22 protein-coding genes are annotated in these 25884 nt (G+C 71.6%); 17 read left to right on the top strand and 5 right to left on the bottom strand.

The genetic code is table 11. The annotated features are described in order from the left end of the window. The first annotated feature begins 170 nt into the window (after nucleotides 1-170). From GEV10_14025 to GEV10_14035, 3 genes are read left to right on the top strand one after another with little or no spacing between them, the layout of a single operon-like run. Nucleotides 171-971, top strand: a complete 801-nt coding sequence (locus GEV10_14025) for an MFS transporter (protein ID MQA79572.1) — start codon at nucleotides 171-173, stop codon at nucleotides 969-971. An 18-nt stretch (nucleotides 972-989) separates the two neighbouring features. Further along, entirely contained in the window at nucleotides 990-1721 is a 732-nt protein-coding gene (locus GEV10_14030) for an aspartate/glutamate racemase family protein (GenBank protein MQA79573.1), read from the top strand. Then, nucleotides 1721-2878, top strand: coding sequence for an FAD-dependent oxidoreductase (locus tag GEV10_14035; GenBank protein ID MQA79574.1), 1158 nt, complete (start codon nucleotides 1721-1723; stop codon nucleotides 2876-2878). The genes GEV10_14030 and GEV10_14035 overlap by 1 nt, the downstream gene beginning before the upstream one ends. Nucleotides 2879-2891: 13 nt before the next feature. Here GEV10_14035 and GEV10_14040 read toward each other — a convergent pair whose 3' ends face one another. Further along, complete coding sequence (locus GEV10_14040; GenBank protein MQA79575.1) at nucleotides 2892-3830, bottom strand: LysR family transcriptional regulator; 939 nt, start codon at nucleotides 3828-3830, stop codon at nucleotides 2892-2894. A gap of 148 nt (nucleotides 3831-3978) precedes the next feature. On the opposite strand from GEV10_14040, the gene GEV10_14045 reads away from it, so the two are divergent. The 7 genes from GEV10_14045 to GEV10_14075 all read left to right on the top strand — a co-directional run bounded on the left by GEV10_14045 (nucleotide 3979) and on the right by GEV10_14075 (nucleotide 11501). Next, nucleotides 3979-4866, top strand: a complete 888-nt coding sequence (locus GEV10_14045; GenBank protein MQA79576.1) for a xanthine dehydrogenase family protein subunit M — start codon at nucleotides 3979-3981, stop codon at nucleotides 4864-4866. A 1-nt stretch (nucleotide 4867) separates the two neighbouring features. After that, on the top strand, nucleotides 4868-5368 hold the full coding sequence (locus GEV10_14050; GenBank protein MQA79577.1) for a 2Fe-2S iron-sulfur cluster binding domain-containing protein: 501 nt from the start codon (nucleotides 4868-4870) through the stop codon (nucleotides 5366-5368). After that, complete coding sequence (locus GEV10_14055) at nucleotides 5368-7743, top strand: carbon-monoxide dehydrogenase large subunit (GenBank protein MQA79578.1); 2376 nt, start codon at nucleotides 5368-5370, stop codon at nucleotides 7741-7743. Before GEV10_14050 ends, GEV10_14055 begins: the two co-directional genes overlap by 1 nt. Before the next feature lie 16 nt (nucleotides 7744-7759). Continuing rightward, entirely contained in the window at nucleotides 7760-8692 is a 933-nt protein-coding gene (locus tag GEV10_14060; GenBank protein MQA79579.1) for a YHS domain-containing protein, read from the top strand. A gap of 106 nt (nucleotides 8693-8798) precedes the next feature. Beyond that, complete coding sequence (locus GEV10_14065; GenBank protein MQA79580.1) at nucleotides 8799-9704, top strand: AAA domain-containing protein; 906 nt, start codon at nucleotides 8799-8801, stop codon at nucleotides 9702-9704. Then, nucleotides 9701-10909 (top strand): VWA domain-containing protein, encoded by a 1209-nt coding sequence (locus GEV10_14070; protein ID MQA79581.1) that lies wholly within the window; start codon nucleotides 9701-9703, stop codon nucleotides 10907-10909. Before GEV10_14065 ends, GEV10_14070 begins: the two co-directional genes overlap by 4 nt. A 1-nt stretch (nucleotide 10910) precedes the next feature. Next, the gene (locus tag GEV10_14075; GenBank protein MQA79582.1) at nucleotides 10911-11501 is read left to right on the top strand and encodes a hypothetical protein; all 591 of its coding nucleotides are present in this window, start codon (nucleotides 10911-10913) and stop codon (nucleotides 11499-11501) included. A gap of 67 nt (nucleotides 11502-11568) precedes the next feature. Here the strand turns inward: GEV10_14075 and acs are convergent, their stop codons facing one another. The 3 genes from acs to GEV10_14090 form a co-directional block, all read right to left on the bottom strand. Next, complete coding sequence (gene acs, locus GEV10_14080; GenBank protein ID MQA79583.1) at nucleotides 11569-13575, bottom strand: acetate--CoA ligase; 2007 nt, start codon at nucleotides 13573-13575, stop codon at nucleotides 11569-11571. 68 nt (nucleotides 13576-13643) lie between these two features. Further along, complete coding sequence (locus tag GEV10_14085) at nucleotides 13644-14813, bottom strand: hypothetical protein (GenBank protein MQA79584.1); 1170 nt, start codon at nucleotides 14811-14813, stop codon at nucleotides 13644-13646. Nucleotides 14814-15005: 192 nt separating this feature from the next. Further along, nucleotides 15006-16406, bottom strand: a complete 1401-nt coding sequence (locus tag GEV10_14090; protein ID MQA79585.1) for an MFS transporter — start codon at nucleotides 16404-16406, stop codon at nucleotides 15006-15008. Between GEV10_14090 and GEV10_14095 the strand changes: the two genes are divergently transcribed. Further along, nucleotides 16405-17412 (top strand): helix-turn-helix domain-containing protein, encoded by a 1008-nt coding sequence (locus GEV10_14095; GenBank protein ID MQA79586.1) that lies wholly within the window; start codon nucleotides 16405-16407, stop codon nucleotides 17410-17412. The genes GEV10_14090 and GEV10_14095 overlap by 2 nt on opposite strands. A gap of 149 nt (nucleotides 17413-17561) precedes the next feature. Further along, nucleotides 17562-19577 carry a cation/acetate symporter ActP gene (actP, locus tag GEV10_14100; GenBank protein MQA79587.1) on the top strand — a complete coding sequence of 672 codons (2016 nt, stop codon included), beginning with the start codon at nucleotides 17562-17564 and terminating at the stop codon, nucleotides 19575-19577. Nucleotides 19578-19650: 73 nt separating this feature from the next. Here actP and GEV10_14105 read toward each other — a convergent pair whose 3' ends face one another. Then, nucleotides 19651-21060, bottom strand: a complete 1410-nt coding sequence (locus GEV10_14105; GenBank protein MQA79588.1) for a hypothetical protein — start codon at nucleotides 21058-21060, stop codon at nucleotides 19651-19653. A 240-nt stretch (nucleotides 21061-21300) separates the two neighbouring features. On the opposite strand from GEV10_14105, the gene GEV10_14110 reads away from it, so the two are divergent. From GEV10_14110 to GEV10_14130, 5 genes are all read left to right on the top strand, one after another. Beyond that, nucleotides 21301-22488: a sensor histidine kinase gene (locus tag GEV10_14110; protein ID MQA79589.1), complete on the top strand. Its 1188-nt coding sequence runs from the start codon at nucleotides 21301-21303 to the stop codon at nucleotides 22486-22488. Nucleotides 22489-22513: 25 nt separating this feature from the next. Then, the gene (locus GEV10_14115; GenBank protein MQA79590.1) at nucleotides 22514-23278 is read left to right on the top strand and encodes a response regulator; all 765 of its coding nucleotides are present in this window, start codon (nucleotides 22514-22516) and stop codon (nucleotides 23276-23278) included. Next, a complete protein-coding gene (locus GEV10_14120) occupies nucleotides 23275-23655 on the top strand; it encodes a hypothetical protein (protein ID MQA79591.1) in 381 nt (126 codons plus the stop codon). The genes GEV10_14115 and GEV10_14120 overlap by 4 nt, the downstream gene beginning before the upstream one ends. An 82-nt stretch (nucleotides 23656-23737) precedes the next feature. Beyond that, nucleotides 23738-25402, top strand: a complete 1665-nt coding sequence (locus GEV10_14125) for a cation acetate symporter (GenBank protein MQA79592.1) — start codon at nucleotides 23738-23740, stop codon at nucleotides 25400-25402. After that, on the top strand, nucleotides 25399-25884 hold a 486-nt coding region (locus tag GEV10_14130; protein ID MQA79593.1), incomplete at its 3' end, for an oxidoreductase. The genes GEV10_14125 and GEV10_14130, both read left to right, overlap by 4 nt.

The raw sequence follows: 25884 nt of genomic DNA on the forward strand, positions 1-25884 counted from the left end.
GAGTCTCTGTCAGCGGACTGCCACCGTGCGTCCGTGCTTCGCAAACACCCGGCGACGGCCGCTCGCGGTGCTTACTCTGACGGCCCGGCGTTCCCCAAACGATGAAGGATGAGCGATGCCCGACGAGACCACCGAGGCTGTAAAGATCCTCGACACTGCCTACGGCACGGATGGCTACTTCCGCTCGCTCGCCGACATCATGGAGTCGGACACGAGCGAGGACCTGTACCCCGAGCTCGAAAATCTCTTCAAGAGCCTCGACGTGCACCCTGGTGAGGACGGCGCGACGTTCACATGCCTCGCCTGCGGCGACGAGGTCCCGATCGCGTTCCGCGCTTGGTATGGCGTGTGGAATGAGGAACACGAGAGCCCCGATCAGCTCTCGTCGCTCTGCGAGGGCTGCAAGAGTCGATGGCAGGCCGACGACTAGGCGCAGTCCCCGCGGGTTGTCACCGGAGCGACCATGGCGGGCTACCGTCGAGTACCTCGACCTGCCGCGGTCGTGGGCGCTGACCGGCGTGCTCGCCGGCGCCGGCATCGAGATCCTCACCCAGCCGTTCTTCGCGTGGCTGTCCGACCGGGTCGGGCGCAGGCCGGTCTACGCGTTCGGCACCGCGTTCCTCGTGCTCTACGCGTTCCCGTTCTTCTGGCTGCTCGACTCGGGCAACAGGGTCCTCGTGATGGCGGCGGTGGTGATCGGTCTCGCGATCGGGCACTCGGCGACCGGGGCGCTGCACGGCCCGCTGTACTCCGAGCAGTACCCGACCAGGCTGCGTTACTCGGGCTCGTCGCTCGCGTACCAGATGTCGAGCGTCGTGGCGGGCGCGCCTGCGGCCTTCGTCGCGACCTGGTTGGTGCAGACGACGGACAGCGGCAAGGCCGTGTCGATCTACGTGATCGTCGCGGGCCTGATCTCGTTGCTGTGCGTGTGGCTGATGAAGGAAGGCCGCGACATCGACATGAGCAAGTAACGAGAGGGTGAGACGCGGGTGACACGACCGGTGCGTGCGGGCAGGCGGTTCTACGGTGTCGACGTCGGCATCGTGCTGCTCGACAACGACCTGCCGAGGCCGCTGGGCGACGTCGGCAACGCGCGGACGTTCGACTACCCGGTCGCGTACGCCACCGGGCACGGCGCCGACACCGTGCGGGTCGTGGAGAACGGCGCGACCGGCTTGTACGAGAGCATCGCCGACGCCGCGGACGCGCTGGTCGCGTCGGGCGTGCGCGCGGTGACCACGTGCTGCGGGTTCCTCGCGGTCTTCCAGCGTGAGCTCGCCGGACGTACCGGTGTCCCCACCGCCACGTCGAGCCTGCTGCAGGTGCCGGTCGTCCTGCGGCTGCTCGCACCCGACCGTACGGTGTGCGTCCTGAGCGTCAACGCGAGCACGCTGTCGGACGCCCACCTCGCCGCCGTCGGCGTCGACGAGACCGACCGCAAGCGCGTGCATCTCGTCGGGCTCGAGGACACCGAGCACTTCTACCGGGTCATCGTCACCGGCGAGCACCGCGAGCTCGACGTCGACCGGGCCGGCACCGAGGTCGTCGCAGCCGCTCGCGCGGCGGTCGCCGACGCACCCGACATCGGTGCGTTCGTCTTCGAGTGCACCAACCTGCCGCCGTACGCGCCGGCCGTCAGGCAGGCGACGGGACTGCCGGTCTGGGACGCGGTCACACTGATCGACTGGCTGCGCGCCGGCGTGGCCGAGGACGCCACCTGATGCGCCCGGTGCTGAACGGCGGCCGCGTCGTCGTGGTCGGCGGTGGCGTCGTCGGCGTCTCGCTCGCGTACCACCTCGCCGCGTTCGGCTACCGCGACGTCGTGGTCGTCGAGCGCGGTCTGCTCGGCGAGGGGTCGACCGCGAAGGCGACCGGTGGGATCAGGACACAGTTCTCCAGCCCGCTCAATGCACGACTCGCCCACGCAGCCGTCGACTACTTCGCCCACTTCGAGGAGCGCGTCGGCGAGCCGCTGGAGTTCCGCCAGCACGGCTACCTGTTCGTCCTCGACGACGAGAGGCAGCTCGCCGTCTTCCGTGCGAGTGCGGAGATGCAGCGGTCACTTGGCGTCGAGGTCGAGCTGCTCGAGCCCGACGCGATCCCCTCGCTCGTGCCCGGCATCGTCACCGGTGACGTGGTCGGCGCCGCGTACACGCCGAACGACGGCTCGGCCTCACCGGCCGACGTCGTGCAGGCGTTCGCACGGCAGGCCCGCCGCGGGGGTGTGACCTTCCGGCAGGAGACCGAGGTCGTCGGCTTCGTCCGCGACGGCGCGGGCGCGGTGACCGGCGTCGAGACGACCGGGGGGCGTCTCGACGCCGAGCTGGTCGTCGTCGCGGCGGGACCGTGGGCGGCCGACGTCGGTCGGCTGGCGGGCGTCACGCTGCCGGTCGAGCCGCACTCGCGGCAGGCGTTCGGCATCGACGCGCTCCCCGAGCTGACCGCCGACATGCCGCTCACGGTCGACCTCGGCAGCGGCGCGTACGTCCATCCCGAGCGCAGCGGCGGCATCATCGGCGGCAACGACCGTGACACCCCGATCGCGCTCGAGCCCCGCGTCGACTGGGACCTCACCGGCCAGCTCATCGAGTCGCTCGTCCGCCGCGTGCCCTGGCTCGTGGGTGCGCGGATCACGTCCGGTTGGGCGGGGTTGCGCGAGATGAGCCCCGACGACCACGGCATCGTCGGGGCCGTCCCCGAGGTGCCCGGCCTGTGGGTGGCGGTGGGGTTCTCGGGGCACGGCTTCATGCAGGCGCCGATCGTCGGCACCGAGCTCGCCCGCACCCTGCTCGGCCTGGAGACGACGATCGACCTCACGCCGCTGCGCCCCACCAGGTTCGCCGAAGGCGCCCTCGTCGAGGAGTCCGCGGTGTTCTAGGGGTGCGGGGCGGTCAGCTCCAGATCGTCACGTAGACCGGGGGGCGGAATCTCGACGGGGGGACGCCGGAGCCGGGGAAGCGCATGAGCTGCATGGCCTCCGGGGTGCCGAGGAAGCGCCGCAGCGAGCTGGCGGCGATGCTGCGGCGGTCGCGGGACAGGGTGGTGGCGTACCAGCTGGTCTCCAGCGGCGTCGCCGGCGTCTCGACCACGACGAGCTCGCCCCTGGCGACCTGCCGGGCGACGAGGTGGGCGTACGCGGGGGCGATGCCGTCGCCGTTGGCGACCGCGGCCCAGGCGGCGGTCTGGTTGGGGTACACCTGGACCCGCGACTCCGCGATGCCGAGCCGGCGGGTCAGCCGGCCGACGTCGCCGCCGGTCTCCGCGCCCGCCGGGTCGACGAGCCAGGGTGGCGGGCCGTGCCGCTTCCGCGCCTTGGCCGACGCGACCACGACGAGCTGGCCGCGGAAGATCGGGTCGCTCTCCAGCCCGAGCTCCACGTCGCCGCTCGGCGGGCCGAGGGCGATGTCGGCGAGCCGGTTCGCGATCAGCACCGGGATCTCGTCGCCACTGGCGAGCCCGGACGACACGTCGACCGCCTGGCCCGCCCGGCGGGCGAACGCGTCGGCGAGCGGTGCGGCCACGAACTCGGCGATCGTGCTGGTCGCGACGACCCTGAGCAGCTCCGGTGCCCCCTGACCTGCGCGGACGGCCGCCTCGGCGTCGGCGCCCGCGGCGACCATCTGCGCGGCGATCGGCAGCAGGCGCTTCCCGCCCGGGGTCAGCGCCATGCCCTGGGTGCCGCGGACGACGAGCGGGTCGTCGAAGTGCTTGCGCAGTGCCGCGAGTGCCTGCGACACCGCGGGCTCGCTGACGTCCAGCGCGATGGCGGCGGACTTCACCGAGCCGAGCCGCGAGACGAGGACGAACGCGCTGAGCTGCGTCAGCGTCATGGTGCGTCGCCCCCTTCCCACGCCGACCGGAGTCCGCGCTCAGCTAAGCCCCTAAGCAATCACTTATCAAGAGTTTGTCGGCGAGGTCCCGCGGGGACATCATCACCTCAGACGTCCACGACGACGTGCGTCGAGTCCTGGAGGACCCATGCAGGTTCCCGCGCAGTTCGAGTACGACAGGGCCACCACCGTCGACGAGGCGGTCACCTTGCTGTCGCGGGCGGGACCCGACGCCCGGGTGGTCGCCGGCGGGCACAGCCTGATCCCGATGATGAAGCTCAGGCTCGCGCAGCCGGAACGCCTCATCGACATCAACGACGTCACCGAGCTCGCGGGCATCTCCCTCGAGGGCGACGAGCTGCGCATCGGCGCCCTGGCCAGGCACGCCGAGCTGCTCGAGTCGCCGGTCGCCGCCGAGCACTTCCCGATCATGCGCGACGCCGAGCGGGTCATCGCCGACCCGATCGTCCGCAACCGCGGCACGATCGGCGGCTCGGTGTGCCAGGCCGACCCCTCCGAGGACTTGTCCGCCGTCTTCTCCGCCATCCGCGCGACGGGCGTGATCCGCGGGCCCGGTGGCGAGCGCACCGTCGCGATGCGCGAGTTCCACGTCGGTCCTTACGAGACCGTCGTCGCCGACGGCGAGCTGCTCACCGAGCTGCGCGTGCCGATCCGTCCCGGCGGGGGGAGCGCGTACGAGAAGGTCGAGCGGCGCGTGGGCGACTGGGCCGTCGCCGCCGCCGGGGCGATCATCTGGCTCGACGGTTCCGGCGACGACGTCACCGTGGCCGACGTCGGCATCGGTCTCACCGCGGTCGGCGCCGACCACTTCGTCTCCGCCGAGGCGGAGGACTTCCTGCGCGGCAGGCCGGCCACCGAGGAGAACCTCAGGCAGGCCGGCCAGGTGGCGGCGGAGCACTGCAACCCGATCGTCGACCAGCGCGGACCTGCCGACTACAAGCGGCACCTCGCGGCCGAGCTCACCACGCGAGCGTTGCGCCGGGCGATGGCCAGGGCGACCGGGCAGGAGGCCTGACATGCAGATCAACGTGACGGTCAACGACGAGACGTACACCGAGGAGATCGAGCCGCGGCTGCTGCTCGTCCACTTCCTGCGCGACCAGCTGAGCCTCACCGGCACCCACTGGGGGTGCGACACCTCCAACTGCGGCGCCTGCGTCGTCTGGCTCGACGGCACACCGGTGAAGTCGTGCACCGTGCTCGCCGTCATGGCGCACGGCAAGGAGGTCCGCACGGTCGAAGGGCTGGCGACGGCCGACGGGCTCGACCCGGTGCAGGAGGGCTTCCGGCAGTGCCACGGCCTGCAGTGCGGCTTCTGCACCCCCGGCATGTTGATGACCTCGCGGTGGCTGCTCGACCATGAGCCCGACCCGTCCGAGGGGGAGATCCGCGAGGCGATCTCCGGCCAGATCTGCCGGTGCACCGGCTACGAGAACATCGTCCGCTCCGTGCGCTGGGCCGCGGAGCACGCCGCGTCGTCCACCGACGACACGTCCACCGAGGAGGCGACGGTCTGATGACGACCATCGAGGAGGCCCCGCCGATCGGTTACGGAAGGGTCCACCGCAAGGAGGACGCGAAGTTCGTCCGCGGCCGCGGCACGTATCTCGACGACATCCAGCTGAAGGGCATGTTGCACGGCGCGATCCTGCGCAGCCCGTACGCCCACGCCACGGTCGTGTCGGTCGACACGAGCGCCGCCGAGGCGCACCCGCGGGTACGCGCGGTCATCACTGGCGAGACCCTCGCCGGCCTGGGGCTCGCGTGGATGCCCACGCTCTCCCACGACGTCCAGTCGGTGCTCGCGACCGACAAGGTCCGCTTCCAGGGACAGGAGGTCGCGTTCGTCGTCGCCGACGACAGGTACGCCGCGCGCGACGCGCTCGAGCTCATCGACGTCGAGTACGAGCCGCTGCCCGCGGTCGCCGACGCCAAGCGCGCACTCGAGCCCGGTGCCCCGGTCATCCGCGACGACATCGAGGGCAAGACCGACAACCACATCTTCGACTGGGAGTCGGGCGACCGCGAGGCGACGGCCGCGGTCTTCGACAGCTCCGAGGTCGTGGTGATCGAGGACATCCTCTACCCGCGCGTGCACCCGGCGCCGCTCGAGAACTGCGGCACGATCGCCGACATGGACGCGGTCACCGGCCAGCTGAACGTCTGGACGACGACCCAGGCGCCGCACGCGCACCGTACGGTCTACGCGCTCGTCGCCGGGCTGCCCGAGCACAAGATCCGCATCCGCTGCCCCGACATCGGCGGCGGCTTCGGCAACAAGGTCGGCATCTACCCGGGCTACGTCTGCGCCGTCGTCGGCTCCATCGTCACCGGCCGGCCGGTGAAGTGGGTGGAGGACCGCTCGGAGAACCTCATGAGCACGTCGTTCGCCCGCGACTACCACATGCGCGGCGAGATCGCGGCCACCAAGGACGGCAAGATCCGCGCCGTCCGGGTCAAGGTGCTCGCCGACCACGGCGCGTTCAACGGCACGGCGCAGCCGACGAAGTTCCCCGCCGGGTTCTTCCACGTCTTCACCGGCTCGTACGACCTGGAGGCCGCGCACTGCGACGTCACCGGCGTCTACACCAACAAGGCGCCTGGCGGTGTCGCGTACGCCTGCTCGTTCCGCATCACCGAGGCCGTCTACCTCGTCGAACGCATGGTCGACGTGCTCGCCTACGAGCTGAAGATGGACCCCGCCGAGCTGCGGATGAAGAACCTCTTGCGTCCCGAGCAGTTCCCCTACACCTGCCCCACCGGGTGGGAGTACGACTCAGGCGACTACCCGCGCACGCTGAGCCTGGCGCTGGAGATGGCCGGGTACGACGAGCTGCGCCGCGAGCAGGCGGAGAAGCGCGACCGGGGCGAGCTGATGGGCATCGGGGTCTCGTTCTTCACCGAGGCGGTGGGTGCGGGACCGCGCAAGCACATGGACATCCTCGGCCTCGGCATGGCCGACGGCGCGGAGCTCCGCGTCCACCCGACCGGCAAGGCCGTGCTCCGGCTGTCGTGCCAGTCGCAGGGGCAGGGGCACGCGACGACGTTCGCGCAGATCGTCGCCGAGGAGCTCGGCATCCCGCAGGACGACATCGACGTCGTGCAGGGCGACACCGACCAGACGCCGTTCGGTCTCGGCACGTACGGCTCGCGCTCGACCCCGGTGTCCGGCGCCGCGGCGGCCGTGGTCGCGCGCAAGGTACGGGAACGCGCGCGCATCGTCGCGTCGGCGATGCTCGAGGTCTCGCCCGACGACCTGGAGTGGGAGAAGGGACGCTTCTACGTCCGCGGCGACGAGGAGCAGTCGAAGACGATGGTCGAGATCGCGATGGCCGCGCACTCGAGTCTCGAGCTGCCCGAGGGCGTCGAGGGCCACCTCGACGCCACATGCGTCTACAACCCGCCCAACCTCACGTTTCCGTTCGGCGCGTACATCTGCGTGGTCGACGTGGACCCCGGCACCGGTCGGGTCAAGGTGCGCCGCTTCATCGCGGTCGACGACTGTGGCATCAGGATCAACCCGATGATCGTCGAGGGCCAGGTGCACGGCGGGCTCGCCGACGGCGTGGGCATGGCGCTGATGGAGGGCATCGCGTTCGACGAGGACGGCAACTGCCTCGGCGGGTCGTTCATGGACTACCTGCTGCCGACGTCCATGGAGTGCCCGTCCTGGGAGCTCGGCGAGACGGTCACGCCGTCGCCGCACCACCCGATCGGCGCGAAGGGCGTGGGCGAGTCGGCGACGGTCGGCTCTCCCGCGGCGATCGTCAACGCGGTGCTCGACGCGCTGAAGCCGTACGGGGTGAGGCATGCCGACATGCCGCTCACCCCTGCCCACGTGTGGCGGGCGATGCAGGGACGTCCGCTGCGCACCGACATGGCGATCAGCTGACTTCGGAGGACGGCTCATGACGTCCCTGGATCTGGCGCACCGCACCGAGGACCTGCGTGCCCGGCGTACGCCGTTCGTGCTGGCGACCGTCGTCCGCGTCGAGGCGCCGACCAGTGCCAAGCCGGGTGACTCCGCGGTGGTGCTGCCCGACGGCACCCTCGAGGGTTTCGTCGGCGGGACCTGTGCGGAGTCGACGGTACGGCTCCTCGGCCTGCGGTCGCTGCGGTCGGGGGAGTCCACGCTGCTGCGCATCATGCCGGGTCCTGACGAGGTCGAGTCCGGCACTGCGACAGCCAGCGACACAGCCGGCCTCGTGACGGTGGCCAATCCGTGCCTGTCCGGCGGCACGATGGACATCTTCCTCGAGGTCAACGCGCCGCCGACGCTGCTATACGTCTTCGGCGACGCGCCGGTCGCCAGGGCACTCGTCCGGCTCGGCGAGCAGCTGGGCTACGCCGTGACGGCGACGACCGACCGCGACATCGCGATGGCACCCGACACCTCCGCTGTCGTGGTCGCCTCGCACGGTCGTGACGAGGAACCCGTCCTCGTCGCGGCTCTCCGGGCCGGCGTCCCGTACGTCGGGCTGGTGGCGAGCAGGAAGCGAGGCGCGGCCGTGGTCGCGTCGCTCGACGTCGACGCGTCGGAGCGGGCGCGCGTCCACACGCCCGCCGGGCTCGACATCGGCGCGCGCACGCCGGGGGAGATCGCGCTGTCCGTCCTCGCCCAGGTGGTCGAGGGTCGTCCCAGGGTCGACCCGCCGGTCGAGGCCGAGTCCGCGCCGGCGGACCAGGCGACCGAGGCGGTCGACCCGATCTGCGGCATGACCGTGGCGGTGGTGCCCGGCGCCCTGAAGTACGACGAGGACGGCAGCACGTGGTACTTCTGCGGACCTGGCTGCCGCCAGGCGTTCGCCGATCAGCGAGAGCGTCGGGTGGCCGGCTCGTGACGGCGTCTCCCGCCGCCCTCCTCCGTTCCGCTCCTCGCTCAGTGACGGTCCGCGAGGAGCCGCACGGAGGCGTTCTCGCTGCGATGCTCGCTTTGGAGGCCGGCTCGTGACGGAACCCGCCGTAGAGAGCCTCGACACTGTCGTGCCCGACGTCGGCGCCGTCGCGGACGGGCTCGACGCCGCCGACTACCTCGCCGACGAGCAGCTCGCCACCTCGCTGTTCCTCGCCGTCCGGATGGGCCAGCCGATCCTGCTCGAGGGTGAGCCCGGCGTCGGCAAAACCGAGGCCGGCAAGGCGTTGGCGCGTGCGCTCGACACGCGGCTGATCCGGCTGCAGTGCTACGAGGGACTGACCGTCTCCGAGGCGCTGTACGAATGGAACTACCCGCGCCAACTGCTCGGCATCAGGCTGGCCGAGGCGCGGGGCGACACGTTGCGCGACGAGGACCTGTTCGGCGCCGACTACCTGCTCGCCAGGCCGCTGCTCGCCGCGCTCGACCACCCGGGTCCGCGGCCCGCCGTGCTCCTGATCGACGAGATCGACCGCGCGGACGACGAGTTCGAGGCGTTCCTCTTCGAGCTGCTCGCCGAGCAGGCGGTGACGATCCCCGAGCTCGGCACGCGACGTGCCGCCGTCCCGCCGGTCGTGGTGCTCACGTCCAACCGCACGCGCGACCTGCACGACGCGCTGAAGCGCCGATGCCTCTACCACTGGATCACCTACCCGCCGCCCGACCGCGTCGCGGCGATCCTGCGCCGCCGCGTGCCGGGTGCGACCTCGCCGCTCGTCGAGCAGGTCGCGGACACGGTCGCGGCGTTCCGCGATCTCGACCTCACCAAGCCGCCGGGCGTCGCGGAGGCGATCAGCTGGGCGCATGCCCTGCAGGTGCTCGGCGTCAGCCGGCTCGACACGGGCGTCGCGCGGCGGACGATGGCCGCGGTGCTCAAGTACCCGGAGGACGAGGAGGTCGTCAGGCGCGCCGGCCTGGACGGCCTGCTCCGGGTGACATGACGGCGGCGCCCGACAGCCACACCGCGCCCGGTGACCTCGCCACCGTGGCGTCGCGGTTCGGCTCCGTGCTGCACGCCGCCGGCCTCCCCGTCGGGCCCGACCGCGTCGAGCGGTTCGTCCGCGCGGTCGGCGTGGCACGCCCGGCGACGACCGCGTCGCTGCGCCGCTGCGCGCTGGCCACCCTCGTCTCCGGGCCCGAGCAGGTCGACGCGTTCGACCGGGTCTTCGCCGCGGTCTTCGGCCACGCGTTCGACGACGTCGCCGACCGCGGCGACCCGAACGCTCCCCCGGTACCAGGGGCCGACCTGCGTCGGTTGCCGTCGCCAGGGTCCGCGGGTGGTGGGCCGCCCGACGCCGACGACGACCGGCGGGCACCCGGCGCGGAGGAGGGCCGCGCCACGTTCCGCGCGCTCGCCAGCGGGCTCGAGCGGCTCGGGTCGCGTGACTTCGGCGAGCTCTCCGGCGACGAGCTGCGGCTGCTCGCCGACGTCATGCGGGCGCTGCGCCTCGCGACACCCCCTCGGCGGTCGCGCCGCACCAGGCCGAACAGGCACGGCAGGCACGTCGACCTGCGTGCCACGCTGCGCCGGGCCAGGCGCACCGGTGGCGACCCCGTCCGGGTCGCCCGGCTGTCCCGCCGGAACCGGCCGCGGCGGCTCGTGGTCCTCTGCGACATCTCCGGTTCGATGGAGCCGTACGCACGGGCGATGCTCCAGCTGCTGTACTGCGCCGCCGGCGGTCGCCGGGCGGAGGTCTTCACCTTCGCGACCCGGTTGACGCGGCTGACGCCGCTGCTCCGGCGGACGCGGCCCGACCAGGCGCTCGAACGAGCGGGTCGGGCCGCGCCCGACTGGTCCGGTGGCACCCGCATCGGCGAGGCGCTCGCCGCGTTCAACGAGCGGTACGGGCGCCGCGGCATGGCACGCGGCGCGGTCGTGCTCGTCATCTCCGACGGCTGGGACACCGGCGACCCCGCGGTCGTCGGCAGGGAGATGGCGAGGCTGCGCCGGGTGGCGTACCGGATCGTGTGGGCCAACCCCCGCACCCAGAGCGCCACGTACCGCCCGCTCGTCGGCGGCATGGCCGCGGCCTGGCCGTACTGCGACGCGGTGGTCAGCGCGCACAGCCTTGACGCTCTCCACGACCTCGTCGACGCCCTCGGTCGCCCCAGGTCGTCCGCGTACTCCAGCAGAGAGGAACGGTGACATGCAGCTGGTCAACGAGTTCGTCGTGCCACGTCCCGTCGACGAGGCATGGGCGGTGCTGACCGACGTCGAGCGGATCGCGCCGTGCATGCCGGGCGCCCAGCTCACCGAGGTCGAGGGGGACGTCTACCGGGGGACCGTCAGGGTGAAGGTCGGTCCCGTGGTGGCGAGGTTCTCCGGTCAGGCGGAGTTCCGCGAGCGCGACGACGACGAGCACCGTGCGGTGCTCGAGGCGCGGGGCAAGGAGGCGACGGGCAAGGGCATCGCGTCGGCGACCGTGACGATGTTGCTGACCCCTGACGGCGACAAGACGACGGTCGGCGTCACGACGGACCTGTCGATCTCCGGCCGGCTCGCCCAGTTCGGTCAGGGCACGGTCTCGGACATCAGCGCACGGATGCTCGGCCAGTTCCTCACCTGCCTGGAGGAGCGCGTCCTCACCGACGACACCGCGACACAGGCCGCCCCGGCGGACGCCGAGCCCGTCGACCTGCTGCGGTCGGCCGGAGCGCCGGTGGCGCGGCGGCTCGTCCCGTTCGCCCTGGTGCTCGTGGTCGTCGCCATCGTGCTGCTCGTCGTCCTGCTCAACTGACCCGGGCAGCGGAAAGGCGCCGGATGTGCAGGGGCGTGGCCCACCCGGCGCCTCTCGAGCGGGACGGTCAGTCCTCGCTCTTCGCGTTCGGCAGCATCTCCGAGATCTGGCTCATGACGCTGCCGTCCTGCAGCGTCGTCACGTCACCCATCTCCCGGTTCTCGGCTACGTCACGCAGCAGCCTCCGCATGATCTTGCCGCTCCGGGTCTTCGGGAGCTCGGGAACGACGAGGATCTGCCGAGGCTTGGCGATCGGACCGATCGACGTCGCCACGTGGTTCCGCAGCTCCTTGACGAAATCGTCCCCGGTGCTCTCCGCGGCGGAGGCGCCGCGCGGGATGACGAACGCGACGATGGCCTGACCGGTCGTCGGGTCGGACGCGCCGACCACCGCGGCCTCGGCGACCTTGTCGTTCGACACGAGTGCCGACTCGATCTCGGTGGTCGACAGTCGGTGTCCCGAGATGTTCATGACGTCGTCGACCCGGCCGAGCAGCCACAGGTCGCCGTCCTCGTCCTTCTTCGCGCCGTCGCCCGCGAAGTAGCGGCCGGGGTAGCGGGACCAGTACGTGTCGACGTACCGGTCGTCGTCGCCCCAGATCGTGCGCAGCATGCCGGGCCACGGCTCGGTGAGCACGAGGTAGCCGCCGTGCCCGTCGGGGACGGAGTTGCCCTCCTCGTCGACCACGTCGGCGCCGATGCCGGGCAACGGACGCATGGCGGCGCCCGGCTTGCCGTGCGTGACGCCGGGGAGCGGACTGATCATCTGCGCGCCGGTCTCGGTCTGCCACCAGGTGTCCATGACCGGGCACCTGTCGTGCCCGATGTTGGTGCGGTACCAGATGTAGGCCTCGGGGTTGATCGGCTCGCCCACGCTGCCGAGCAGGCGCAGCGACGACAGGTCGTAGCCCGCGGGCACCTCGGTGCCCCACTTCATGAACGTGCGGATGGTCGTCGGTGCGGTGTAGAGGATGGTGACCTGGTACTTGTCGACGAGCTCCCACCAGCGTCCCTGGTGCGGGGTGTCGGGCGTGCCCTCGTACATCACGGACGTGGCGCCGTTGGCGAGCGGGCCGTACACGATGTAGCTGTGGCCGGTGACCCACCCGATGTCGGCCGCCGTCCAGAACACGTCGGTCTCGGGCTTGAGGTCGAAGACCGCCCAGTGGCTCCAGGCGCACTGGGTGAGGTAGCCGCCGGTCGTGTGCAGGATGCCCTTGGGCTTGCCCGTCGTGCCGCTGGTGTACATGACGTAGAGCGGGTGCTCGGCGTCGAAGCCCTGCGCCTCGTGCGTCTCGCTCTCCCCACCGACCGCCTCGTGCCACCACAGGTCACGGCCCTCGGCCCAGTCGACGTCCTGTCCCGTACGCCGGACGACGAGGACGTTGCGGACGTCGGGGCAGCTCTCCAGGGCCTTGTCGACGTTGGGCTTGAGCGCGCTCGGCGCGCCGCGGCGGTAGCCGCCGTCGGCGGTGACGACGACCCGCGCGTCGCAGTCGAGGATGCGGCTCGAGAGCGCCTCGGCCGAGAACCCGCCGAACACGACGGTGTGCGGCGCCCCGATCCGTGCGCACGCGAGCATGGCGACGATGGCCTCGGGGATCATCGGCAGGTAGATCGCGATCCGGTCGCCCGCCCCGACCCCGAGCGAGGTGAGGGCGTTCGCGGCCTGGCACACCTCGCGCTGCAGGTCGGCGTACGTGATCGTGCGGGTGTCGCCGGGCTCGCCCTCCCAGTGGAACGCGACCCTGTCGCCGTTGCCGGCCTCGACGTGGCGGTCGACGCAGTTGTACGCGGCGTTCAGCCGGCCGCCGACGAACCACTTCGCGAACGGGGCGTTCCACTCCAGCACCTTGTCCCACGGACGCTCCCAATGCAGGCGCGTCGCCTGCTCGGCCCACCACGCCTCGCGGTCCTCCGCCGACCTGGCGTAGGCGTCGTCGGTGACGTTCGCGTGCTCCGCGAGCTCGGCGGGCGGCGGGAACCGTCGCTCCTCGTGCATGAGGTTGGAAAGTGCATCAGAGCTCACCGGCGTGCTCCCTCGCCTCGTCGTAGCGTCGGACGGTTCAGGCATACCTCATCAGCATGCCCCACCGCGATTCAACCCGGAGAGCCTGCGTCGCGTGACGGTACCCCGGTCCGTCACCCAGCGGGTCGCAGCCGGTGGCCGTTGTGGATCACGCGCACGAGCGGCTCCAGCGGCGTCTTGGCGCAGGCGTGGAGATAGCAGGTACGCGCGGCGACGGTGAGCAGCCTCACATGCGTCTCCTCGGGCGCCTCGCCGTTGAGGAAGAGATGCGTGTCGATCGGCTCGGCGGTCGCATGGGCGCCGGCGACGAAGGGGTTGTGCTGCACCAGCCGCACGCCGCTGATCTGCATCTTCATGCTCTCGATGTAGCGCAGGAGCTGCGTCATATAGCAGAACGCGACGCCTGCCGAGAGCAGCGCGAGGCCGGACGGTGCGGCACCGGTCGTGCCGCCGTCGCTGACGAGGCGGAAGTGGCTCGCACCGGGAATGCCGAGCCAGGTGTCGACGTCGTAGAGCCCGTCCCCGCCGAGCGGCGTGCCGTCGCCGAAGACGTCGCGGACGAGCTTGCCCTGCACCGTCGCCGGGGCGAGTGTGTGCGTGCCGTCCTCCTCCCGACCGGTCTTCTCGACCAGGTCACGCCGCGCATCGGCGTCTAGCGGGCGGGGCGCGGCGGTGTAGGTGCGGTAGGGATCGGACGCGTCCCGCGCGGACGAGCTCGCCACGCCCTCGACCGGCCGGCGGATGCCGTTGATGTAGAGCGCGAACGTGTTGTCGGTGAGCGGCGCACGCAACAGCGCGAAGGCCGGCGAGGCCTCGATCGCGGCGGACACCAGCGCGTCGACCGCATCGGCGGTGGCGCCACTGTCCACCTCGACCTCGAGATCGGGCGGCTCCGCGTGACCCTCCCCGGTGCCGTGGACGAACGACCCCGTCAGCCAGTAGTGGTGCACCAACCTGACGCGGAGGCCGTCGAGGGTGACGCCGTGCCGCGGGGCCAGCTCGCGCATCGAGCGAGAGAGGTCGGCCTGCATGCCGGCGTTGAAGTAGCCGAGGGGGAACGGCGCGAGGTCGGTGCCCGTCAGCTGCGGACCCTCGTCGGACGCGAGGCGCCAGGCGCTGCCCGTCGCGCCCTCCGTCACGATCGCCTCCTTCTGATGGTGCGCCAGATGGCGTGCCTCGACCGTGAACACGGCGCGACCGCCGGCCGACAGGGGAGAGGGATCCGTACCCCGACGGAACTCGAACGCGAGTGGGTCGCCGTGACGATCGATCGTGTCGGCCATGCCAGCTCCTCGACTGCCGCCCTGCAGCACGTGGATACGAGTCGTATCCAGCGATCCTAATGCGCTTCGTCCGAGATAGCGGTGCCTGTCACGAACCCGTCAGGGGCACCCTCACCGCGTCATAGCACGGTGAGGGTGCCCCTCACGGGTTTCGTGACGGTGCCCGGAAGTGGTCCGACGATCGCCCCGTCGTCAGGTGGTGGCCGGGACGGGGTCGCGCTTGCGGCGACGGATGACCAGCGACATCACGGCCGCCACCGTGCAGAGGATGCCGGCGGCGTGGAACGCGTGGTCGTACGCGCCGAGGTGGTCGCGGACGAGTCCGGCGCCGAGCGCGATCATGCCGGCGCCGACCTGGTGCGAGGCGAGTACCCAGCCGAACACGATCGGGCCGTCGGCGCCGAAGTGCTCCCGGCACAGGGCGACCGTCGGCGGTACCGTCGCCACCCAGTCGAGGCCGTAGAAGACGATGAAGAACAGCATCGGCGGTTGCACGGTGTCGGCGAGCAGGATCGGCAGGAAGAGCAGTGAGATGCCGCGCAGCGCGTAGTAGATGCCCAGCAGCTTGCGCGAGTCCAACCGGTCGGTGAACCAGCCGGACGCGATCGTGCCGACGAGGTCGAAGATGCCGATCACCGCGAGCAGGCTCGCGGCCATGGTGACGGGCATGCCGTGGTCGTGGGCGGCGGGCACGAAATGCGTGCCGATCAGGCCGTTGGTGCTCGCGCCGCAGATGGCGAACGTGCCGGCGAGCAGCCAGAACGTCCGGGTGCGCGCGGCAGAGGAGAGCGCGCCGAGCGCGCGGCCCGCTGCACCGCCCCGCCGGCGCACCTGGGTGACCGGCGGCAACGCGGCGCCGGCGGGCTCCTTCGCTCCGTACTTCGTGGTGCCGACGTCCTCCGGCCGGTCGCGCATCAGCCACACGACGAGCGGGACGACGGCGAGGGCCGTGCACGACACGGTCATGGCCGCGGTCTGCCAGCCGTACCGCTCGACGAGGACGGCGACGAGGGGGAGGAAGACGAGCTGCCCGGTCGCGCTGCCGGCCGTGAGGACGCCCGTGACCAGCCCGCGGCGTTCGACGAACCACCGGTCGACGACGGTGGCGACGAACGCCAGCGCCATCGACCCCGTGCCGAGGCCGACCAGGACGCCCCAGCACAGGACGAGCTGCCAGCTGGCGTTCATGAACAGGGTGAGGCCGCTGCCGGCCGAGACCAGGGTGAGGGCGCCGGCGACGACCCGGCGCATGCCGAAGCGTTCCATCAGGGCCGCGGCGAACGGCGCCGTCAGCCCGTACAGCGCGAGGTTGACCGAGATGGCCACGGAGATCATGCCGTACGACCAGCCGAACTGCTCGTTGAGCGGGTCGATCAGGACGCCGGGGGTCGCCCGGAACCCGGCCGCGCCGACGAGCGCGAGGAAGGAGATCCCGGCGATGATCCAGGCGCGGTGCACGCGCGGGCGTCGCGGACGCGGCGGCGGGAGGGCGGAGGCGCGCGGAGGGGAGGCCTGGGTCACCCGTCGATCCTCCCCGAGTTCCTCGTTGGTGGCGAGTGGCCCGAAGGTCGAGATGTGCAAGAATCGGGCCATGTCGCGAGACCGCCGGAGGCAGCAGGCACTGTCGTCACGCCGCCACCGCGTCGTCGTGCTCGCGCTCGACGGCGTCATCCCGTTCGAGCTGGGCATCCCGTCGCGAATCTTCGGCGCCCGCCTCGGCGAGAGCCAGGAGACGCTGTACGACGTCGTCACCTGCGCGGCCGTACCCGGTCGCGTCGACACCGACATCGACGTCCCGCTCGTCGTGGAGCGTGGGCCCGAGGAGCTCGCCACCGCTGACACGGTCGTCGTCCCCGCGACGCACCGGCAGCTGCCCGAGCTGACCGAGGGCGTGCTCTCCGACACCGTGGCCGAGACGTTCGCCCACCTCCGTCCCGGCACGCGGGTCATCTCGATCTGCACCGCGTCGTTCATCGTCGCCGCGACGGGGATGCTCGACGGCCGACGCGCGACCACGCACTGGATGCACGCCGCGCGGTTCCAGCGGCTGTACCCGAAGGTTCGCGTCGACCCCGACGTGCTGTTCGTCGACGAGGGCGACGTGCTGACGTCCGCCGGCGTCGCGGCCGGGCTCGATCTCTGCCTGCACGTCGTCCGCCGCGACCACGGCGTCACCGTGGCCAACCGCATCGCGCGGCAGTGCGTCGTGCCGCCGTGGCGCGACGGTGGACAGGCGCAGTACGTCGAGCATCTCGTCCGCGAACCCGCCGCGCCGACGACGGCGGCCGCGCGCGCGTGGGCGCTGGAACGGCTGGGCGACTCCCTGTCCCTCGCCGATCTGGCGGAGCACGCCGGCATGAGCGTCCGGTCGTTCACCCGGCGGTTCAGGGCGGAGATGGGCACGAGCCCGGGTCAGTGGCTGACGTCGCAGCGCGTCGAGCTCGCCCGTCAGCTGCTCGAGGGCACCGACCTGCCGGTCGACTCGATCGCGCGACGGGCGGGCTTCGGCACGGCCGCGTCGTTGCGGCAGCACCTGGGCGCGACGCTCGGCGTCGCACCGGCGACGTACCGGCGCACGTTCCGTCCCGTCGTGCGGTAAACGGGGTCTCTGCGGCGCTGGGCGCGGCCCGCGCACCCGCGAGGGAGCGTCGCGGCACGACGAACGGTCGTCCTCGTACGGCGAGCGGCGCCGCGTCGCTCACCGCCGGTGTGTCGTCCGCGGGCGAGCCGTGACTTCCCGGGCGCCGTATGTCATCTTTCTGCCCGAGCGACGACAATGCCGTCCTGCCCGGGAGCTGCCATGGCCACACGAGAACCGCCCGTGCCCTTCGACGACTCGGACGAGAGGGCAGTGCACGAGGTGTACGTGCGCCTGCACGCGAGCGAGGACTTCGTGCGGCTGCGCAGGGTCTTCCGCGCGTTCGTCTTCCCGGTGACGCTGGCGTTCCTCGTCTGGTACATGCTCTACGTCCTCCTGGCGAACTACGCCCACGACTTCATGTCGATCCGCCTCGGCGGCAGTCACATCAACATCGCGCTGATCTTCGGGCTGCTGCAGTTCGTGTCGACGTTCGTCATCGCCTGGATGTACTCGCGCAAGGCGAATCGCGACTTCGACCCGCTCGCCGAGAAGCTCAAGAAGCGGTACGACGACGAGCTCGCCGAGATCCAGGAGGAGGAGAAGTCGTGAGCAGTCAGGCCATCACCTTCGTCCTCTTCGCCGCTGTCGTCCTCGCGACCCTGATCATCACCGCGGTCGCGGGCAGCCGTACCCACGGGGCACTCGACTTCTACGCCGGTGGCCGCCAGTTCTCCGGCTTCCAGAACGGGCTGGCGATCTCCGGCGACTACATGTCCGCGGCGTCGTTCCTCGGCATCTCGGGCGCGATCGCGCTCTCCGGCTACGACGGCTTCCTGTACTCCGTCGGGTTCCTCGTCGCCTGGCTGGTCGCCCTGCTGCTCGTCGCCGAGCTGCTGCGCAACACCGGGCGCTACACGATGGGCGACGTGCTGTCGTTCCGGATGCGCCAGCGTCCGGTGCGCACGGCCGCGGGCGTGTCGACCATCGTCGTCTCGATCTTCTACCTGCTCGCGCAGATGACCGGCGCGGGCGCGCTCGTCGGTCTCCTCATCGGTGCGAGCACGCCGCTGGCGAAGAACACGACGATCATCGTGGTCGGCATCCTGATGATCCTCTACGTGACCATCGGTGGCATGAAGGGCACCACCTGGGTGCAGATCGTCAAGGCCGTGCTGCTGATGGCCGGCACGCTGCTGATCGCGATCCTCGTGCTCGCCCACTTCAAGTTCAACCTGTCCACCCTGCTCGGCACCGCGGCGGAACAGAGCGGCAAGGGCAGCGCGTTCATCGAACCGGGGTTGAAGTACGGCGTGTCGTTCACGTCGAAGATCGACTTCATCAGCCTGGGCCTCGCGCTCGTCCTCGGCACCGCGGGCCTGCCGCACATCCTGATGCGCTTCTACACGGTGCCGACGGCGAAGGCGGCACGCAAGTCCGTGGTCTGGGCGATCGGCTTGATCGGCGCGTTCTACCTGATGACGCTCGCCCTCGGGTTCGGTGCCGCGGCCCTCGTCAACGCCGACGACATGGACGAGGCGGGCAACCTCGCGTCGCCGCTGCTCGCCGAGGTCGTCGGCGGCGGTGAAGGGTCGTTCGGCGGCTCGCTGCTGCTGGCGTTCATCTCCTCGGTGGCGTTCGCGACGATCCTCGCGGTGGTCGCGGGACTGACGCTCACCTCGTCGTCGTCGTTCGCGCACGACCTGTGGGCCAACGTCATCCGTCGCGGCCGCACCAGCGAGCGGCAGGAGGTCATCGTCGCCCGGGTGTCCGCGCTCGTCATCGGCGCGATCGCCATCGTCCTGGCGCTGTTCACGCAGACGCTGAACGTCGCGTTCCTCGTGGCGCTCGCCTTCTGCGTCGCTGCGTCGGGCAACCTGCCGTGCATCCTCTACAGCCTGTTCTGGAAGCGGTTCAACACCCGCGGGGCGACGTGGAGCATCTACGGTGGTCTCCTCGTCTGCGTGCTGCTCGTGGTGTTCTCGCCGACGGTGTCGGGCGACCCGAAGGCGATGTTCCCCGACGCGAGCTTCGCCTGGTTCCCGCTGCCCAACCCCGGCATCGTGTCGATCCCCGCCGGCTTCCTGTTCGGCTGGCTCGGCACGATCACGTCGAGTGAGCCGAAGGCCGAGGCGAAGCACGTCGAGCTCGAGGTCAGGTCGCTCACCGGTTCCGGCGCGCACTGACCGACAGCCGTGCCCCGACGGCAGGGGCCACCGAGATCCGCACGGACCGAGGTGGCCCTTGTCGCGTCGGTGCTCAGCCGGTGCCGAGGCGGTACAGCGTCGCCGACCCGGCCGGCAGGTTGGCGGTGACGGGCGCCCGCGCGGGCACGTAGCTCGCGATGTCGGGCCGGAACCGCTCGACCTTGGTGACGGTCTCGCCGAAGCTGACCCGCGCGGTCGCCGTGTCGGCGTCGGACCGGTTGGCCACGAGCAGCCAGCGCCTGCCGTTGTCGGTGGCCGCGCGGAACTGGCCGAGCACCACCGCGGAGCCCTCGACGCCCGCGACGTAGGCGTCCGGCGCGAACGCGTCGGTGCCCGGGGGCAGCGGGTCGTCGTTCGCGTGGGTCGCTGACACCGACACCAGCGGCTTGAGCTCACGGCCGACCGGCTCCAGCCAGTCGCGGTTGACCGCCTTGGCGGAACGGTACAGCGGCGTCAGTCGACCGTCCGTGGTCACGAGCGCGGACTCGAAGCCCTCGCCGCGCGCGGGTTCCGGCGTCCAGTAGGTGAAGTACATGATGCCCTTGGCGCCGTACGCCAGGCTGATGTTGATCTGCCACCGCAGCTGGGCGGCGTTCGGCAGCAGCCGTCCGTTGTACTTGACCGACTGGATGTAGACCCACGTCGGGATGCCCGCCTCCAGGCCCGCACGGCGGATGATCGCCCAGTTGTCGAAGTAGTTGATGTCGAGGCCGCCGGTGAGGATCGGGTAGCGGTCGAACGACAGCACCGGCGGGTTGACGGCGGCGATGAAGTCCTTGACGAACGAGGTGTAGCCCGCGCCGTTGCCCGGCACCAGGTTGGAGTACGGCAGCAGGTCGGGCGCCAGCTCGCGTACCAGTGCCGTGGCCGCCCCCACCGTGGCGAACTTCGGCCGCTGCGGCTCGTCGAAGACGTCGAAGCCGGCGAAGGACTCGTACTGCCGGTACTCGTCGAGCATCACCTGGACCAGCCGCCGCGCGTCCGCGGTGCTGATCCGCAGCTGGGCCTGCGGGTCGTCGGTGATCGACAGCGTGTGGGTGAGGGCGGAGAGCCGCGGCTCGGGGGAGTTGACCAACACCTTGAGCCCGACCTCGTCCGCGAAGCCCAGGGCCCGGCGGTTGATGTACTGGTCGAACATGTAGTTGCCCGTGATGAGGAAGTTCATCCCCGCCGCCGCGATCTCCTGGTATCGCGTCAGTGTGGTCTCGTACGGTGGAGGCGGCCAGAAGATCCCGATCGGGAACTCGGGCCCGCCGACCAGGGGCATGTCGTCGATCGGCCACGGTGCGGTGTTCCGCACACTGCGGGGCGGCGCTGCCCTCGCCTCACCCGCGCCGAGCGCGCTCGTCGCCGCCAGGGCGCCGAGCCCGGCGCCCGCGCCCAGCAGGAGATCTCTGCGCCGTAGCGGTCCTGCTGCAGCCGCGTCGTCGCCGGATCCGATGTTCCCCGCGCCCTTGCTCATGTGACCGCTCCTCCTCGTGCCGCCCGCCCGGGGACAGTGTGGCGTTGAAAGGATTCAATCGTCCAGCTGGACGACGCTGCGTACGCCTCCGACCGGTCTCGGTCCGGCAACCCGGTGAGGGGCACCTTCACCGTGCCCTGATCCGGTGAGGGTGCCCCTCGCGGGTCGGATGCGGAGCGGCGGCGGCCACCGTGGCCGTGCCCGCCTGCGTCACCGGTCGACCGGGAGTACGGTCTGCTGATGCGGCAGATCGCGGCGTTGGCGGTGCTCGCCGTCCTGATCCTCGTCGCGCTCGGCGTCGCCTGGTGGCTCGCCAGGCGACGCCGTCGCGACCTGGGCACGCCGGCGGAGCGCGCGGCGTACGAGACGCTGCACCAGGCGTCGCTCGCCGCGCCGCCACTGCGCGGCGGGCTCACGCCGACCGGCTCTGCGAAGTCTGTCCGCCACCTCCGGTCGCTGCTCGGCGCCGCTGCCGTGGCGATCGCCGATGACCGGCAGGTGCTCGCGTGGGACGGCGGCGGCGACCGGCACGCCGCCGACGTCGTCGGTCACGTACGGCCGGTACTCGACGACGGCGCGCCCGTCGTCCTCGGACCCGACCAGGTGGCGTGCGCCGACTCGACCTGCCCGGTGCGGTACGCGGTTCTCGCGCCGCTGACGACGGACGACCGCGTCGTCGGCGTGCTCGCGGCGTTCGGTCAGGAGGCGTCGGCAGGTCTCGTCCGCGCCGTCTCCGAGGTCGCGCGGTGGGTGAGCACGCAGCTCGACCTGGCCGAGCTCGACGGGTCGCGCATGCGCCTCGCCGAGGCCGAGGTGCGGGCGCTGCGCGCGCAGATCTCACCGCACTTCATCTACAACTCCCTCAACGTGATCGCGTCGTTCGTCAGGACCGACCCGGAGCGCGCTCGCGAGCTGCTGCTGGAGTTCGCGGACTTCACGCGCTACTCGTTCCGCACCCACGGCGACTTCACCACGCTCGCCGAGGAGCTGCGGTCGGTGGAGCGCTACCTGCTGCTCGAACGCGCGCGGTTCGGCGACCGGCTGCAGGTCACGTTGCGCATCGCGCCCGAGGTGCTGCCGGTCGCCGTGCCGTTCCTCTGCCTGCAGCCACTCGTCGAGAACGCCGTACGTCACGGACTGCAGGCGAAGCCGGGGGGCGGGCACATCACGATCCTCGGCGACGACAAGGGCACCGAGTGCCTCATCAGCATCGAGGACGACGGGGTGGGGATGGACCCCGACCACGTACGCCGCGCCCTCACCGGCGACTCGACCGGCGACTCGACCGGTCTCGCGAACGTCGACGAACGCCTGCGCCAGGTGTACGGCGACGAGTACGGCCTGACCGTCGAGACCGCGCAGCAGGCGGGGACCAAGGTCAGCGTTCGGCTGCCCAAGTACCACCCGGGAGTCCACGCCGGCCTGTGATCGTCGGACCCGGACACCGCGACACATGGCCATTTCCGCACCGGCGTCGTACGCTCGCGGAATGCTCGACGTGTTGGTGGTCGACGACGAACCCCCCGCCCTCGCCGAGCTCAGCTATCTGCTGGAGCGCGAGCCCGGCATCGGGGTGGTACGCACCGCCGGATCGGCCGACGAGGCACTGCGGCAGCTCGACCGCTCTCCCGTCGACGTCCTGTTCCTCGACATCCACCTGCCGGGTCTCAGCGGCCTGGAGCTCGCCCGCATCCTCGGCAGGTTCCGCACCCCGCCGGCCATCGTGTTCGTCACGGCGTACGAGGAGCACGCCGTCGACGCGTTCGAGCTGAACGCCGTCGACTACCTGCTGAAGCCGATCCGGGGTGAACGCCTCACCGAGGCCGTCCGGCGCGCGACGTCCGCCGGCAACAGCCACGAGGGGCACGCCGACGCGGAGGAGACCGTCCCCGTCGAGCTTGCCGGGGTCACGAGGTTCGTCTCCGTCGGCGAGGTGCGCTACGTCGAGGCGCACGGCGACTACGCGCGCCTCCACACGACGCACGGCAGCCCGCTGATCCGCGTCCCGCTGGCGACGCTGGAGGAGCGGTGGCGGCGTGCGGGCTTCGTCCGCATCCACCGCAGCATCCTCGTGGCCGTCGCGCACATCGACGAGATCAGGTTCGACGCCGGTCGCGCCGTCGTCGTGGTCGCGGGCACGCCGCTCCAGGTCAGCAGGAGGCACACCCGGGAGCTGCGCGAGCTGCTCAGGCGTCGCGCCGCGGGGACGACGCGATGACCCAGGAGCCGCCGCGCAAGCGCGTGACGGTGACCAATCCGCGCACCGCGGCGCCGCGGTCGCGCGGCTTTGTGGTCGCGCAGGAGATCGACTCGCAGACCCGGCTCGGTGAGGTCTACGTCCGTTCGCTCGTCCGTACCCAGCTGCGGCTCGCCATGCTCGTCTGCACGGTGGTCGGCGTCGTGCTCGGCGCGCTGCCGTTGCTCTTCCTGTTCCTGCCGCAGATCAACGCCGTCCGCGTGCTCGGTCTGCCGCTGCCGTGGCTGCTGCTGGGCTTTCTCGTGTACCCGCTGCTGATCGGGGTCGCCGCCTACTACGTGCGTCACGCGGAACGCAACGAGCGCGACTTCTCCGACCTCGTCGGTCGGGGCGAGTAGGCGGCCGCCACCAGTGACGACCAACCCGGTCTACGGCATCGTCGCGGTCGCGTTCGTGGCCGTCGCGACCGTGTGCGTCGGCATGATCGGCGTGCGCGTCGCCCGTACGACGAGCGACTTCTTCGTGGCGTCGCGCAAGGTGTCGCCGATGTGGAACGCCTCGGCGATCGGCGGCGAGTACCTCTCCGCCGCCTCGTTCCTCGGCATCGCGGGCCTGATCCTCGCGTACGGCGTCGACATGCTGTGGTACCCCGTCGGCTACACGGCGGGCTATCTCGTCCTGCTGGTACTCATCGCGGCGCCGCTCCGGCGCTCCGGCGCGTACACACTGCCGGACTTCGCCGAGACCAGGCTCGCGTCCGTCGCCGTACGGCGGTGCACCACCGTGTTCGTCGTGCTCATCGGGTGGCTGTACCTGATTCCCCAGCTGCAGGGTGCCAGCCTGACGTTGCGCACCATCACGGGCGCGCCGCCCTGGGTGGGCGGCCTCGTGGTGTGTGCGGTCGTGCTCCTCGCCGCGCTGTCGGGCGGCATGCGGTCGGTAACGTTCGTCCAGGCGTTCCAGTTCTGGCTCAAGCTCTGCGCGCTGCTCATCCCGGCACTGTTCCTCGTGGCGCTGGCTCGCGACGCGGGGACGCCTGTGGTCGGCGACGATCCCCCACGTGTCCGCGAGACGACGAGCGTCACGGTGCGCGGCGACGCCGTCGTGCGGCTGCGGGGCACGCAGACGTATGACATCCGCGGTGTCGTCGACGGCCGGCGGGTCGCGGGTCCGACCGAGCTGACACGCGGTCGGCACGTCCTCGGGTCGGGGACCGAGGTGACGCTCGCCGCGGGTGCCGAGGTGCCCGTGCGCGCGGACCTGCCGTCGACCACCGACGGAGAGTGGGCGATGCCGCTCGGGTCGCACGACGAGCATCCGCTGTACGCGACGTACTCGCTCATCCTCGCGACGTTCCTCGGCACGATGGGGCTGCCGCACGTGCTCGTGCGCTTCTACACCAACCCCGACGGCCGCGACACCCGTCGCACGACGTTGGCGGTGATCTGCCTGCTCGCGGCGTTCTACCTGCTGCCGACGATCTACGGTGTGCTCGGTCGACGCCACGCGCCCGACCTGCTGCTCGGCGGGACGACCGACTCGGCGGTCCTCGTCCTGCCCGAGCGGCTCGTGGGCGGGGTCGGTGGCGCGCTGCTGGGGAGCCTGGTGATCGCCGGGGCGTTCGCCGCGTTCCTGTCCACGTCGTCGGGACTCGCGATCTCGGTGGCTGGCGCCCTCACCCAGGACGTCCTGCGCCCCAGGCGCCGCCACGTGGCGGCGTTCCGGGTCGGCACGCTGTTGGCGGTCGTGGTGCCGTACGTGCTGTCGCTGTTCTCCGAGGGACTCGGCGTGGCCTCGGTCGTGGGCCTCGCGTTCGCGGTCGCGGCGTCGAGCTTCTGCCCGCTGCTGGTGCTCGGCGTCTGGTGGCGCGGGCTGACGGCGGTGGGCGCCGTGACGGGGCTGCTCGTCGGCGGCGGGGTGGCGACGGGCGCGGTGCTGACGACCGTCTTCGCCGGACCGCAGACGGGGTGGCTCGGCGCCCTGCTCGGGCAGCCGGCGGCGTGGACGGTGCCGCTCGCGTTCGGCGTCATGATCGCGGTCTCCCTGCTGACCCGCCGTCGGGTGCCCGCGGGGGTGGCGAGGACGATGGTGCGGTTGCACCTGCCGGAGTCCCACCACGTCGCCAGGGGAGAGAACGTCACGTGACGGCCGACGCACCCGGGGCGGACCCGTTCGCCGGGATTATGGCGCAGCCCGGGGTGTCCGACGCCGTCGCGGAGGCGCGGGAGGTGGTCGACCGGCTGGCCGGTCACCGCGCCCTGCGCAGGCACGCGCCCGCGGTCACCGCCGAGAGCGCGCTGCGCGGTGCCCGTGCGTCCGCGGCGCTCGCGGGAGTGGACGTCACGCTCAGCGAGCTGCGGGAGGGTCCGCCGGGGACCGGCGTGGTGCAGGGTGCGCTGCGGGTGACGGGCGAGACCGGGGCGCTGCTGAACGCCTGGCGCCAGGCGCCGATGCAGGCCCTCGCCCGGCTGCACTCCCTTGCGGCCGCCGACCTGGTGCCGGCGCAGGAGCGCGGACGTCCGGCGTCGCCGATCGCCGCGGCGCGGATGCAGGCGCTCGCCGCCGCGCTCGGCGCGCAGACCGCGGCGCCGGCGGTCGCCGTCGCCGCGCTCGTGCACGGCGAGGTG

Source organism: Streptosporangiales bacterium (assembly GCA_009379955.1).
Taxonomy (GTDB): domain Bacteria; phylum Actinomycetota; class Actinomycetes; order Streptosporangiales; family WHST01; genus WHST01.

What these genes read in the sequence shown, in the direction of transcription:
- GEV10_14115 (MQA79590.1), top strand. Translation starts at nt 22,514, where the DNA reads ATGGCCATTTCCGCACCGGCGTCGTACGCTCGCGGAATGCTCGACGTG.
- GEV10_14075 (MQA79582.1), top strand. Translation starts at nt 10,911, where the DNA reads ATGCAGCTGGTCAACGAGTTCGTCGTGCCACGTCCCGTCGACGAGGCA.
- GEV10_14050 (MQA79577.1), top strand. Translation starts at nt 4,868, where the DNA reads ATGCAGATCAACGTGACGGTCAACGACGAGACGTACACCGAGGAGATC.
- GEV10_14045 (MQA79576.1), top strand. Translation starts at nt 3,979, where the DNA reads ATGCAGGTTCCCGCGCAGTTCGAGTACGACAGGGCCACCACCGTCGAC.
- GEV10_14090 (MQA79585.1), bottom strand. Translation starts at nt 16,406, where the DNA reads ATGGCCCGATTCTTGCACATCTCGACCTTCGGGCCACTCGCCACCAAC.
- GEV10_14070 (MQA79581.1), top strand. Translation starts at nt 9,701, where the DNA reads ATGACGGCGGCGCCCGACAGCCACACCGCGCCCGGTGACCTCGCCACC.
- actP (MQA79587.1), top strand. Translation starts at nt 17,562, where the DNA reads ATGTCATCTTTCTGCCCGAGCGACGACAATGCCGTCCTGCCCGGGAGC.
- GEV10_14120 (MQA79591.1), top strand. Translation starts at nt 23,275, where the DNA reads ATGACCCAGGAGCCGCCGCGCAAGCGCGTGACGGTGACCAATCCGCGC.
- GEV10_14060 (MQA79579.1), top strand. Translation starts at nt 7,760, where the DNA reads ATGACGTCCCTGGATCTGGCGCACCGCACCGAGGACCTGCGTGCCCGG.
- GEV10_14025 (MQA79572.1), top strand. Translation starts at nt 171, where the DNA reads ATGGCTACTTCCGCTCGCTCGCCGACATCATGGAGTCGGACACGAGCG.
- GEV10_14105 (MQA79588.1), bottom strand. Translation starts at nt 21,060, where the DNA reads ATGAGCAAGGGCGCGGGGAACATCGGATCCGGCGACGACGCGGCTGCA.
- acs (MQA79583.1), bottom strand. Translation starts at nt 13,575, where the DNA reads ATGCCTGAACCGTCCGACGCTACGACGAGGCGAGGGAGCACGCCGGTG.
- GEV10_14055 (MQA79578.1), top strand. Translation starts at nt 5,368, where the DNA reads ATGACGACCATCGAGGAGGCCCCGCCGATCGGTTACGGAAGGGTCCAC.
- GEV10_14085 (MQA79584.1), bottom strand. Translation starts at nt 14,813, where the DNA reads ATGGCCGACACGATCGATCGTCACGGCGACCCACTCGCGTTCGAGTTC.
- GEV10_14095 (MQA79586.1), top strand. Translation starts at nt 16,405, where the DNA reads ATGTCGCGAGACCGCCGGAGGCAGCAGGCACTGTCGTCACGCCGCCAC.
- GEV10_14125 (MQA79592.1), top strand. Translation starts at nt 23,738, where the DNA reads ATGATCGGCGTGCGCGTCGCCCGTACGACGAGCGACTTCTTCGTGGCG.
- GEV10_14040 (MQA79575.1), bottom strand. Translation starts at nt 3,830, where the DNA reads ATGACGCTGACGCAGCTCAGCGCGTTCGTCCTCGTCTCGCGGCTCGGC.
- GEV10_14110 (MQA79589.1), top strand. Translation starts at nt 21,301, where the DNA reads ATGCGGCAGATCGCGGCGTTGGCGGTGCTCGCCGTCCTGATCCTCGTC.
- GEV10_14035 (MQA79574.1), top strand. Translation starts at nt 1,721, where the DNA reads ATGCGCCCGGTGCTGAACGGCGGCCGCGTCGTCGTGGTCGGCGGTGGC.